We start from the raw sequence: 12,196 nt of genomic DNA, 5'->3' as shown, positions 1-12,196 counted from the left end.
AGGAGCCGTTTCGTGCATGACCAATTTCCCACCCCTGATATTTGGATGCCGCACCGCGTGTCATATGGTGAAACAGACACGATGGGCGTGCTTTATTATGCGGAATATCTGCATCTTTTCGAGCGGGCGCGCAGCGAATACATTCGCCGTTGCGGCATGAGCTATGCGGAAGTTGAAAAGAAAGGCCTTATCCTGCCTGTGCGCGAGGCCCAGTGCCGTTACCGCTCATCCGCCCGCTATGATGATCTTGTGCTTGTGCGCGCTGGCATTGCCGAATGGGCGCGCGCATCCCTGCGCTTTGTATATGAGATACGGAGCGAGGACAAGACGAGACTTCTGGCCACGGGCATGACCCAGCACGCGCTGGTCAATCACGAAGGTCGCCCCGTTCCTGTGCCGGACTGGTTCCGTAATCTCACCTTTACGGAGTAACCGCCAGCCCTCTCCCCTGCCTGCGCTGATGCCGCGTTATTCCACCGTATTTATGTCAGCGTGATCTGCCGCCGCAACCACATGCGGCGGCAGAAAATATTTTTCCCAAGACCTTAACGGTGCCTGCTCCCGGTGGGGCCGGGATTGGCCCGCAGATGCTTGCGCGCGGCACGGGCATCCTCCAGCCGCCGCAGCCTTTCGAGGCGGCCCTCCTCCTCGTCATGCCGCACTACGGGCTGTCGCTTCTGCCGCACAGACCGCGCGCTGCTGAAACGCCGCGCAAGATGCGGCAATTCAGCGGGCACATCGGCTGCGGGGTCCCCAAGGGGGCAATACGGCGCGCTGGCGCTCTCACCTCCGCCAAGATACATGGCCAGCCTGGCACTGAGCGCGCGCATGAGCGGCACAAGATCCGTATATTCCTCGTTCAGGCCCAAACCGTTCAGGTGCCACCGCCCATGCCCGTGGACCACCTTGCGCACCCCTTTAAGCTCCCGCTCGCGCATGTTCAGGCTGATGCGCACCTCGCCTTCGGGCAAGTGCAGCACAAGGGCCTCGCCCCGCGCTTCGCCCAGCCCCTTGGCGAGAGACTCGAGCCGCATGCCGGGCGGATTGCCCGCCAGCCGCAAAAGATCTTCCAGCCCGGCGCGGGCTACGCGCAGGTGTTCGCTGGAAGCCATATTTTTTTGATCTTCCTGAATTTTTTCTTCCATCTGGCGAATGCGCTCAAGGCATTGGGCGCGCTCGTCCTCAAGCGTGGTCAAACCACGCTTCATCAGCCGCACGCAAAAAACCACAGCCGCCAAAAAAACCGCACCAGCGCCGGCCCATTCCCATAGCGCCATGGTCGCTCCCTCCGCCTGCTCCAATATATATCCGACTAACTGTCACAGTGGCGGCCTCTGCTGTCAAGCGTTAAGCCTTACATTAAAAGTCGCGGCCTCTTTCCTTTTTTGCGACAAGCCTGTAACGTGGGAACCAATAGCAGATGGAAGACTTGTTCCTTTCCCTAGTTTCGTTCACCAGGCCGCCAAGGGCGCGCCATATCGCTTACGAAGGGAGAAAACCATGCCTACTCCACTGGAAATGCAACGCACGTTCGCCATCGTCGGAACCGGCGGTTGCGGCAAAACATCCCTGGCAGAGATGCTTCTCTATAAGGCCGGGGCGGTGAATCGCCTGGGGGCTGTAGAAGACGGCACCACATGCCTTGACTACGAACCAGAAGAAACCCGCCGACGCGGCTCCGTTCAACCCTCCTGCGCCGCCTATCTCTGGAATAAAAACCGCCATTTCCTTCTGGATATCCCCGGTGACGGCAACTTTACAGGCGACATGGAATGCCTGCTCAAAGGCGTGGACAGCGTTGTTTTTGTGCTGGACGCCGTGGACGGTGTGCGCCCCCTTGCCAAAAAGTTCTGGAATCTGGTCCGCGCAGCCGGATTGCCCTCCATTATCGTGGTCAACAAGGTTGACCGCGACCGCGCCGATTTTCAGATGGCCCTTGACGGGCTCTCCGGCCTGAACGTCAAGCCCGTTGTGCTGCAATTGCCCATTCGCCAGAGCGAATCCTTTGTGGGTGTTGCCGATGTGCTGACGGGCAAGGCCCGCATGTTTGGCGAAAACGGCGCAGCCGCAGAGGCTGAAATCCCCGCTGCCATGGCTGACGATGTCAGCCTGCTGCGCGATGTGACCATAGAAAACATCGCCGAGAGCGACGAGCAGCTCATGGAAAAATATCTGGAAGAAGGCATTCTTTCAGAAGATGACCTCAAAACAGGCCTGCGCTCGGGCGTGCTCAAGGGTGAGCTTACGCCGGTGCTGGCCTGCTCTGCCCTTGAAAACAAGGGCGGCGAATCCGTGCTGGTCGCCATTGAAGCCCTGCTGCCCTCGCCCCTTGATCGCCCGCCCTTTGCTGGCCGCGATGGCGCAGAACGCGCCGCTGGCCCGGATGGTCCGGTGGCCTGCTTTGTTTTCAAAACTTTGGCCGATCCTTTTTCGGGGCAGCTTTCCCTCCTGCGGGTTCTTTCCGGCACCATCAACGGTGACGCCACGCTGAAAAACTCCCGCACGGAAGAAAACGAACGTCTCGGCAACCTGCTGTACATTCAGGGCAAAACGCAGACCCCCTGCAAGGAGCCCATTGGCCCCGGCGCCATCGTGGCCGTTGCCAAGCTCAAAAACACCCGCACGGGAGATACCCTCTGCGACGAAAAAGCCCCCTTTGCCCTGCCCATGCCCGCCCTGCCCCCGCAGCTCATCACCTACGCCCTCGCCCCCAAGGAAAAGGGCGAGGAAGACAAGGTCTACGCAGCCATCCAGCGACTGCTGGATGAAGACATCACCCTGCGTCTGGGGCGCGACGAAGAAACCGGGGACATTCTGCTTTCCGGCATGGGGCAGTTGCATATCGAGCTTTCGGTCGAAAAGGCCAAGCGCCGCTTCAAGGTGGATATCATACTCAAAACGCCCAAGGTTCCCTACCGAGAAACCGTGCGCGGCAAATGTCAGGTACAGGGCCGTCACAAAAAGCAGTCCGGCGGCCGTGGTCAGTTTGGCGATTGCTGGATCGAGATGGAAGGCCTGCCGCGCGGTTCCGGCTATGTGTTTGAAGACGCCATCGTGGGCGGCGTTATCCCCCGCCAGTACGTTCCCGCCATCGACAAGGGCGTTCAGGAAGCCGCAGCTCGCGGATTTCTGGCCGGATGCCAGGTGGTGGACTTCCGCGTCAAGGTCTACGATGGCAGCTACCACACGGTAGACTCGTCAGAAATGGCCTTCAAGGTGGCTGGCTCCGTCGCTTTCAAAAAGGCCATGGAAGGCCTCAAGCCCGTGCTGCTCGAACCCATTGTGCTGCTCACCGTTTCCGTGCCCGATGAAAGCATGGGCGATGTCATCGGCGACCTTTCCTCCCGCCGGGGCAAGGTGCTGGGTTCTGATTCGCAGGGCGGCAGCACGGAAATCAAGGCCCACGTGCCCATGAGCGAAGTACTGCGCTACGCGCCCGACCTGCGCTCCATGACCGGTGGGCAGGGATTCTTCACCATGGAATTTGCCCATTATGAAGAAGCCCCGCAACCCGTGGCGGAAAAGGTCATTGCCGAGCACCAGAAGCACAAGGCTGCCGAATAACCATTGGGGTGGGGCAGACCACCTCTTCCTCTTATAGATGACAAACCGGCTGTTTTCTGCAAAACAGCCGGTTTGAGCGTCTTTGCCGCAAGCAACATAATCTGGAAAATCATGGAACGCCCGCTCACAGTACTCTGCACCCCCCTGCCCGCTGGCTCCAGTAAAGAGCTGGAAGGCTGGCGCTGTGCGCTTGAAGCGGCGCTGGAACCATGGCTGGACGACAGGCAGCTTGCCCATGTGCGCCGCTTTGGCCGCTCGCCAAACGGTCAGGCCGAGGCGCGAGAGATGCGGCGGGACGTGCTGCGGGCGGCTTTGTCGCGGCTGCTCGCGCGCGCCCAACTGGTGACGCATGCCGCGCAGCAGGCCAAGGCACCGTTCTCAACCACAACTGGGCCGCTGCCGCAACTGGGCATGGATACTCAGGGCCGCCCCCTGTTCACCGGTTGGCACGCGGCCTTCAGCCACAGCGGCGAGGCGGCCTTTTGCGCCCTTTGCCCTGCGCCAGCAGACGGCGTGCTGGCCCCTCATGCGCTGGATGCGGAATCGTTGCTTTCCCCGCCGCCAGCCCTCAATGCCTTTGCCCCGGCAGAACTGCCCCCACGCAAGACCGGTTTTTCACAGCAGAGCAGCAATCGCGAGGCCCTGCGCCGCTGGACAATCAAGGAGGCCCTGCTCAAGGCATCCGGTCTGGGGCTGGGCATGGATCCTGCCAGGGTTTCCACCGGCGGTTTCGGGCAAAAGGCCGGGATCTGGCACGGGCCGATGGGCATAGTTTACTGGCGCAGTCTGCCCTACCCCGGACACTGGCTGTGTCTGGCACAACAGGTGAGCGCCAAAACAGACTTCCGGTCAGAATTTTTTCGACCACTGGTGCTCCGCCAGACCCCGACTACCCTGCTGCGCGCCCTTTCCGCCCTACGCCCGCGCGGCTAAGCGCCCCGGCAGACATTTTCTTGCAAGGCGAACGTTTTTACGGCACTCTCCGCCCATGCCGCGTTTTCACCTTGTCACGCTTTTTCCCGAATTTTTCGAGTCGCCCCTGTCCACCGCCCTCATGGGCCGTGCACGGGAGGCTGGCATTGTGGAATGCAGCCTTCATGACCCCCGGCAGTTCAGCACAGACAAACACCGCCATGTGGACGACCGCCCCTACGGCGGCGGCCCCGGAATGGTCATGCAGGGCGAGCCTCTGGCCCGCGCCCTGCGCTCCATTGAGCGGCCCGGCCGCATGCTGTTCATGGCCCCCGGCGGACGCCCGCTGACGCAGGACATGGTGCGCGACCTTGCGCGCGAGGAAGATCTGACCATTGTTTGCGGCAGGTACGAGGGCATTGACGCACGGCTGTTGCAGCTGTTTCCGCTTGAACCCGTGAGCGTAGGCGATATTGTGCTCAACGGCGGCGAAAGCGCGGCTCTTTCCGTGCTGGAGGCCGTGGCCCGCCTCATCCCCGGCTTTATGGGCAAGGAAGAATCCGGCGACGACGAAAGTTTTTCTCACGGATTGCTGGAATATCCGCACTACACGCGGCCAGAATCCCTGGAAGGTCTGTCGGTTCCCGAGGTACTGCAAAGCGGCGACCATGCCCGCATCGCCCAGTGGCGCAGGCAGGAATCTGTGCGCACCACCTTGCGCATGCGCCCGGAAATGTTGAATGAAGCGCCGCTCTATCGCGAAGACGTGCAAACGCTGGCTGAAACCCCGCGTGACAGGCCGGGACGCAACCTTTCGTTCTGCCTTGTTCACTACCCGGTTTCCCTTGGGCCAAAAAAAATCGGCGCTTCCTCTTTGACAAATCTGGACATACACGATATAGCCCGAATTTCCCGCAGCTATGCGATGGGTTCCTTTTATCCGGTGACCCCTCTTCGCGACCAGTTGCGGGTACTGGAAGAAATTTTGCGTCACTGGACGCGGGGGCCGGGCGGTATCGGAAACGCCGACCGCGCTCAGGCCCTCGGCCTGGTGCAACCCGCGACTTCGCTTGAAGAAGCGGTGGCGCATATGACCGCGCAGCATGGAACGCGACCCAGACTGGTGGCTAGTTCTGCCGTCTGGCCTGCCAAGGGCAAGGCATCCCAACCGGGACGCATGCCCATGACTCCGCGTGACGTGCGGCGCTGGTGCGACCAGGGGCCGGTTATGCTCTGCCTGGGCACGGCGCAAGGGCTTGCGCCGGAGGTGCTCGAACAGTGCGAAGGCACTCTGAGGCCGGTGCGTTTTTTGGGCTACAACCATCTTTCGGTGCGCAGCGCGGCCGCCATTCTGGCCGACAGGATATTAGGCGACTACTACTGACGCAACACGGCGGCCTGAGCGCATCGGCGCCGCTTTGCAACGACGCAACAATCCGCCCGGATTTGCAAGGAGTTCACGATGGACATCATCAGGAAAATTGAACTGGAAAACCAGCGCATGGATCTTCCCGCGTTTCGCTCCGGCGACACGGTGAAAGTGCACCTGCGCATTGTGGAAGGCGAAAAAGAACGTATCCAGGTCTTCCAGGGTAACGTTATCCGCATCAAGCGCGGCACCACCAGCGCCACCTTTACGGTGCGCAAGGTTTCCGACGGCGTGGGCGTGGAACGTATTTTCCCGCTCAACTCGCCCTTCATCGACCGCGTTGAGCTGATCACGCAGGGCCGCGTGCGCCGCAGCCGCCTGTACTACCTGCGTGCCCTCAAGGGCAAAGCCGCGCGCATCAAGCCGCGTGGCCGCTTCTGATCCTTTTTTAGGCATCAGAATCGCAGCGAGCGTTTTTACGGCGCGCCAGGGCATGCAGGCAACTGCAAAATCCCTGGCGCGCTGTTCGCGCGTCCTTAGAACAGTTAGCGCTTGAAATACTCGCTTACGGCAGGCAAAGCTGCCTGCTCGCATTTCGTGGCAAGGATTTTCTGGAAAATCCTTGCAGAGCAGTCAACTCATTTCATTCGTAAACGGCTCTAAACCGACGCGCTGACCATCGCGCATTGACCATAGGGTCGCGGCCCTTGCTGCGCAGCGGAGAAATCATGGGCAGAAAAGCAATGAGCCGCCCGGCAAAGCCGCGCAACCAGCAGGCACAGGCGAGCCTTGTCCAGCTGGTGAGCACCTTGAGCGCCCCGCTGCCTCAGGATGATTCTCCCCTTTTGCAGGCAAGCAGCCAGACAGGCCCACAAATTTTTACCGCTGGCATAGACGAGGCCGGTCGCGGTTGTCTGGCCGGGCCGGTAGTAGCCGCTGCGGTCATATTGCCGGAGTGCTACGACCTGCCGGGCCTCAACGATTCCAAGGCATGCAGCGCCAAAACCCGCGACATGCTCGCCCCGCGCATACGCCAGTGCGCGGTGGCCTGGGGTCTGGGTGTGGTGTGGCCCGCCCGCATTGACGCCATCAATATTTTACAGGCCACTTTTGAAGCCATGAGCAGGGCCGTGCGCTGCCTGCGCTGCGCGCCCGCGCATCTGCTCATCGACGGCAACAAGACCGTACCCGGCGAGGTTTTTGCCTTCCACTGGCGCAAGGGGCATACAGCCCCCCTGCCCTCGCAGCGCTGTATTATTGGCGGCGATGCCAGCGAACCGGCCATCTCCGCCGCGTCCATCCTTGCCAAAACTTACAGGGATAAGCTCATGACCCGGCTGGAAAAACGCTGGCCCGGCTACGGCTTTGAAGCCCACAAAGGCTATGGCACCGAGGATCATTACGAAGCCCTGCGCCGCCTAGGGCCCTGCCCGCAGCACCGCCTGACCTTTCGGGGCGTTTTACCCGAAAAGCCAAGCCCGCAGCAGGGCAGCCTGTTGTGAAGCCACGCTGGCTGCAAACGCTTTTTGGCGGCAAGGATGAACCAGCCGCCGCCCCGGCCCATCTGAACCTTGGGCGCAAAGGCGAGGAAGCCGCGCGCAAGCTGCTGCAACGCAGCGGCATGGAACTGCTGGACTGCAACTGGCGCAGCGGCAGGCTTGAACTCGATATTGTCTGCCGCGATGGCGACACCATTGTTTTTGTCGAAGTAAAAACCCGCAGCGGTTCAACCTACGGCGGCCCCGCCGCTGCACTGACCCCTGCCAAGCAGCGTACCCTGTGCCGGGCGGCCAGGGCGTGGCTTGCGGCCCACGATGCATGGAGCAGCCCCTGCCGGTTTGATGTGGTCTGCATTGTGCGCGAGGGCGATACCCTGCACCTGGAGCACTGCCGCCATGCCTTTGAATGCGAACCGTCTGTGGATAGTGGCAACGCCACTTGGCAACCCTGGTGATCTTTCGCCGCGAGCGCGCGAAGTGCTGGCGAGCGCCGATCTTGTGCTGGCAGAGGATACCCGCCGCACTGCCCGCCTGTTGCGCGATTGCGGCATTGAAGCCCGCCGCCTGCTGAGTTTTTACGATCACAACGAGGCCGAGCGGCAGGAGGGCGTATTGCGCATGCTGCGTGAAGGCCAGACCGTTGCCCTTGTCTCCGATGCCGGAACGCCGCTCTTGGCCGATCCCGGCTACCGTCTGGTGCGGGCCTGCCGCAAGGAAGGCCTTGCCGTATCCCCACTGCCGGGGCCTTCGGCTCCTGTGACGGCCCTTTCCGCCGCTGGCATTCCGCCGCTGCCGCACAGTTTTCTGGGTTTTCTGCCGCGCGATGCCGCAGGGCGCGACTCCCTTTTTGCCGCCTTTGCCCACGTGCCGGGCGCGCTCATTTTTTTTGAGCGCAAGGATCGCCTCAAGGAGAGCCTTGCCCAGGCCGCGCGCATTCTTGGCCCCCGCGAGGTGGCCGTGTGCCGGGAATTGACCAAGGAACACGAGGAATTTATAGTAGGTCGTCTGGAAGACAGCGAGCTGCTGCCCGATGACCTGCTGGGCGAAATCACCGTGGTCGTCGGCCCTCCGGAGCAGGCAGAGCGAACCCCAAGGGAAGATGTACTGCTGCTGGCGCAAGAGGAACTTGCTCAGGGCGGCAAGCCCCGCCAGGTTGCCCGCAGGGTGCAGGATGCCGTGCGCGGCTGGTCGGGCAAAGAAATTTACGCCCTGCTGACGGGCACGGAACAGGCAGAGCCGGAAGCATAGGGGCGGTTCACTCCATGGCTCTTTGCCCCCTGTTTGTATCAGGCCACCAGTTGCGCACGTTGCGGAAGCAGTTTGCGACAGCAGATCATGGCTGAGTGTTCATAAGGCGGCGCTTTCCTTTTGAATGCGCACTCGCCGCAACTGCCAAACCGGCATGCCACGGGGTTGCCATGTATCCCACACGCGTTGTACTTGCCTGCCTGGCGCGCACAGGCTGCATCAATGCAGCCATGACCGCTCGGGGGATGCAGCAGATAGGCCTGGCCTACGTGCTGGAGCCGGCCCTGCGCGAACTGTACCCCGAACCGCAGGCCTTTGCCCGCGCCATGAGCCGTTACGCGGGGCACAGCAACACCCACCCCTTCATGATTCCCCTTTTCGTGGGCATCCTGCTCTCGCTCGAGCAGGCCATCGCCAAGGGGGCGCTGCCGGAGGGCGCGCTGAATTCCGTGCGCGAAACGCTGGCCACAACCCTCTCTGCCCTGGGCGATTCATTTTTCAGCGGCACATTGCTGCCCCTGTGGTCGCTGCTCAGCATCAGCCTGCTGCTGGCGGGCTTTACCAATATTGCCATGCTGCTGGCGGTAATCCTGTTCGGTTCCCTGCTGCTGTTCAGGGCCATCTGTTTTGTTTCCGGCCTGCGGTACGGGCTGACCACGCTCGCCCGCCTGCGCAAGCTCAACCTCATCAACTGGGTGGACAGGCTCAAGATGGTCAATGCGGCGCTGGCTGCCCTGGTCATCTGGCATCTGCCCATCAGCACCATGAAGCCCTTTCCCTGGACTGCCTACGCCATGGGCGCCGCAGCGGTGCTTGCCGCAGCATGGCTCGTGGGGCGAATGCGCCTGCCAAGGCTGCTGCTTTGGGCTGTGACAACAGGAGCCCTTATTCTCGTGGACTTGGGCTTCATAGGCATGTAGAATATACGTGTTTTTCGGTAGTGGACACGCTTTGTCCCCCTTTTGGCCGATAAAACGCTCATAAGGTAGGATGATGGAAGAAGCCATAGAACAAACGCCGCGCGGGCTGGCGCTACGGGTATGCATTGGCCTGCGCAACGGCCTGCACGCCCGGCCGGCGGCCCGTCTGGCGCAAGAGGCGCAGCGCTATGCCTCAGATATACTGCTTGTCAGCGACACCGGCGAAGTAGACGCCAAAAGCATGCTCGACATACTTTCTCTTGCGCCGCCCGCCAATGCGGAACTGACCCTGGTGGCTCAGGGTGACGATGCCCGCGAGGCCCTTTGCGGTCTGGCCCAATTTTTAACCAATCTACAGGACTGACATGGCCCGCGCGGTACTTTTCGGCACACCTGTTTCGCCTGGCGTAGCCATAGGCAGGGTGCGTTTCATGCACAAGACACGGCAGGATGACGAACGCCGCATCACTGCCGCCGAAGTGGCTGCGGAGCAGGAGACCCTGCGCGCCGCCGCTGAAAGCGTGCGCGCCTCGCTGGCCGCCACCATGGAAAATGTGCCGGAAGACCTTTCGGAATACCGCGACGTCATTGCCGCCCAGATGGAAATGGCCCGCGACCCCAAGCTGCTCAAGGCCGCGCTGGCCCGCATAGAGAGCAACCTTGTGTGCGCCTCGTGGGCGCTCAAACTCACGGTGGATGAACTGTGCGCGCTGTTCAGAAGTATGGACGATGCCTACCTGCGCGACCGCGCCCAGGATATCCGCGCCGTGGGCCTGCGCCTGCGCGAGCATCTGGCGGCAGACCCGGCCCACAAGGGAGAGGATGAAACCCCCGGCGTGCTGGTGGCGGAAGACCTCTCCCCCGCCGATGTCATGGAACTCAACCTTGACCTGGTGCTGGGCATTCTGACCGCAGAAGGCGGCCCCACCTCCCACACGGCCATTTTGTCGCGCGGGCTGCACATTCCCTGCCTTGCGGGCGTTACCGGGCTTATGGACATTGCCCGCGAAAACGAGACGCTGGTAGTGGACGGCCTCGGCGGCAGCGTGCTGCTGAGCCCCGATGACGCTGACGAGGCCCGCTTTACGGCCCGGCGCGAGGAATATACGGCGTGGGAAGACCTCACGCTCAAATCTGCCCGCTGGCCTGCCGAAATGTGCGATGGCGTGCGCGTGGAAGTGCAGGCCAACCTTGAAGGCACCAACGAGCTGTCTGCTCTTGCCCAGTGCGGAGCTGACGGAGTGGGCCTGTACCGCACCGAGTTTGCCTATTTTACCGACCGTCTGCCGTCAGAAGAAGACCTGCTGGCAGAATACGCGGCAGTGGCACAGCGGGCCGCGCCGGATCGTGTGGTCTTTCGCACGCTTGACGTGGGCGCGGACAAGATGCTCCACGCGCAGGCAGTGCTCAAGGAGCCTAACCCGGCGCTGGGTTTGCGCGGCATACGTTTTTGCCTGCGGCATCAGGGCATTTTTCGCACGCAGCTGCGGGCGCTCATGCGCGCCGGGGCTATGGGCAATGTGGCCATCATGCTGCCCATGATTTCCTGCCTGGATGAAGTGCAACAGGTGCGCCGCATCATGCAGGAACTGCATCAGGAGCTTGCGGCGCAAAACCTGCCCCACGCCCCATTGCTGCCCTTGGGCGTCATGGTTGAAACCCCGGCTGCGGCCCTTATTTGCGATGCCCTTGCGCGGGAATGCGACTTTTTCAGCATCGGCACCAATGACCTTATCCACTACATAATGGGTATTGACCGCAACAACCGCCATGTGGCCTACCTCAACGAGCCGCTGCATCCGGCTATCGTGCGCTCGCTCAAGCACATCATTGACGCCGCCCACCGCGAGGGCATAGGCGTTTCCGTCTGCGGCGAGCTTGCTTCTGACCCCTTTGGCCTGGCCCTGCTGCTGGGCATGGGCGTGGACACTGTGTCCGCCGCCCCCCGATTTGTACCGGGCATGAAGCACCTTATACGCCAGTTCAACGCCCAGACCTGCATGGATCTGGCCAACAGCGTGCTGCTCAGCACCGATGTGGCCGCTTCCAAGCGCATGGTGCGCGAAGCGTTGCAACAGTCACTGGGACAGGAACTGGCCTTTCACACCACAAGCCTTTTTACATACAGTCACCCATGAACCAGAAAACATCCCCATCCACTGTGGCCCTGAATAAAAAGGCCCGCCACCTCTATGAACTTTCCGAGTTCACCGAGGCGGGCATTGTACTGACCGGCCCGGAAGTCAAAAGCATCCGCGCGGGCAAGGTCAACTTTATCGACAGCTACGTAGACTTTCGCCAGGGAGAAGCCTGGCTTGTTTCACTGCACATTGCGCCCTACGCCAACGCGGGCTATGTGTCGCAGGAGCCAGACCGCGCGCGCAAACTGCTGCTGCACGAGCGGGAAATTTCCAAATTCGCGGGGCTGGTGGCCCAGCAAGGCCTGACGGTTGTGCCCGTGCGCCTCTACTTCAAGCGGGGCAAGATCAAGGTAGAAATTGCCCTCGGCAAGGGCAAAAAACTGCACGACCACCGCGAAACACTCAAACGCAGGGCAGAAGAACGGGATATGGCCCGGGAGCTGTCCTAGCCTCCCGCTGTTCAAAGGGGCGCTCTTGCTGCAAGGGCGCTCCTTTTTTTGCGCGCACGGCTCTCCGCACTCGCGCCGAGCATCACTTCTACAA

The 12,196-nt window shown here is 61.6% G+C and carries 13 protein-coding genes; 12 read left to right on the top strand and 1 reads right to left on the bottom strand.

All coding sequences use genetic code 11. The features are described from left to right. The first annotated feature begins 45 nt into the window (after window positions 1-45). Entirely contained in the window at window positions 46-432 is a 387-nt protein-coding gene (locus G449_RS0104950) for an acyl-CoA thioesterase (protein ID WP_034605091.1), read from the top strand. 113 nt (window positions 433-545) lie between these two features. On the opposite strand, the gene G449_RS16030 is transcribed toward G449_RS0104950, so the two are convergent. Beyond that, window positions 546-1,277, bottom strand: a complete 732-nt coding sequence (locus tag G449_RS16030; protein ID WP_022658205.1) for a hypothetical protein — start codon at window positions 1,275-1,277, stop codon at window positions 546-548. Between the two features lie 223 nt (window positions 1,278-1,500). Between G449_RS16030 and G449_RS0104940 the strand changes: the two genes are divergently transcribed. From G449_RS0104940 to smpB, 11 genes are all read left to right on the top strand, one after another. Continuing rightward, window positions 1,501-3,564 (top strand): elongation factor G, encoded by a 2,064-nt coding sequence (locus G449_RS0104940; RefSeq protein WP_022658204.1) that lies wholly within the window; start codon window positions 1,501-1,503, stop codon window positions 3,562-3,564. Window positions 3,565-3,675: 111 nt separating this feature from the next. Further along, the gene (locus G449_RS0104935) at window positions 3,676-4,497 is read left to right on the top strand and encodes a 4'-phosphopantetheinyl transferase family protein (protein ID WP_022658203.1); all 822 of its coding nucleotides are present in this window, start codon (window positions 3,676-3,678) and stop codon (window positions 4,495-4,497) included. A gap of 55 nt (window positions 4,498-4,552) precedes the next feature. After that, a complete protein-coding gene (gene trmD, locus G449_RS0104930; RefSeq protein WP_022658202.1) occupies window positions 4,553-5,860 on the top strand; it encodes a tRNA (guanosine(37)-N1)-methyltransferase TrmD in 1,308 nt (435 codons plus the stop codon). 78 nt (window positions 5,861-5,938) lie between these two features. Then, window positions 5,939-6,286, top strand: a complete 348-nt coding sequence (rplS, locus tag G449_RS0104925) for a 50S ribosomal protein L19 (protein ID WP_022658201.1) — start codon at window positions 5,939-5,941, stop codon at window positions 6,284-6,286. A gap of 287 nt (window positions 6,287-6,573) precedes the next feature. Further along, window positions 6,574-7,347: a ribonuclease HII gene (locus G449_RS0104920; RefSeq protein ID WP_022658200.1), complete on the top strand. Its 774-nt coding sequence runs from the start codon at window positions 6,574-6,576 to the stop codon at window positions 7,345-7,347. 62 nt (window positions 7,348-7,409) lie between these two features. Then, window positions 7,410-7,799 (top strand): YraN family protein, encoded by a 390-nt coding sequence (locus tag G449_RS0104915; protein ID WP_027180724.1) that lies wholly within the window; start codon window positions 7,410-7,412, stop codon window positions 7,797-7,799. Then, complete coding sequence (gene rsmI / locus G449_RS0104910; protein ID WP_022658198.1) at window positions 7,741-8,592, top strand: 16S rRNA (cytidine(1402)-2'-O)-methyltransferase; 852 nt, start codon at window positions 7,741-7,743, stop codon at window positions 8,590-8,592. The genes G449_RS0104915 and rsmI overlap by 59 nt, the downstream gene beginning before the upstream one ends. Window positions 8,593-8,762: 170 nt before the next feature. Beyond that, on the top strand, window positions 8,763-9,512 hold the full coding sequence (locus tag G449_RS0104905) for a PTS system mannose/fructose/sorbose family transporter subunit IID (RefSeq protein ID WP_027180723.1): 750 nt from the start codon (window positions 8,763-8,765) through the stop codon (window positions 9,510-9,512). A 73-nt stretch (window positions 9,513-9,585) separates the two neighbouring features. After that, window positions 9,586-9,876: an HPr family phosphocarrier protein gene (locus G449_RS0104900; protein WP_027180722.1), complete on the top strand. Its 291-nt coding sequence runs from the start codon at window positions 9,586-9,588 to the stop codon at window positions 9,874-9,876. Between the two features lies 1 nt (window position 9,877). Then, window positions 9,878-11,650: a phosphoenolpyruvate--protein phosphotransferase gene (ptsP, locus tag G449_RS0104895; RefSeq protein ID WP_022658196.1), complete on the top strand. Its 1,773-nt coding sequence runs from the start codon at window positions 9,878-9,880 to the stop codon at window positions 11,648-11,650. After that, the gene (smpB, locus tag G449_RS0104890) at window positions 11,647-12,102 is read left to right on the top strand and encodes an SsrA-binding protein SmpB (protein ID WP_022658195.1); all 456 of its coding nucleotides are present in this window, start codon (window positions 11,647-11,649) and stop codon (window positions 12,100-12,102) included. Before ptsP ends, smpB begins: the two co-directional genes overlap by 4 nt. Window positions 12,103-12,196: the final 94 nt, after the last annotated feature.

It is taken from the genome of Desulfovibrio desulfuricans DSM 642, assembly GCF_000420465.1.
GTDB classification, from domain to species: Bacteria; Desulfobacterota; Desulfovibrionia; order Desulfovibrionales; family Desulfovibrionaceae; genus Desulfovibrio; species Desulfovibrio desulfuricans.
This window is presented reverse-complemented; position numbering and strand designations above follow the sequence as displayed.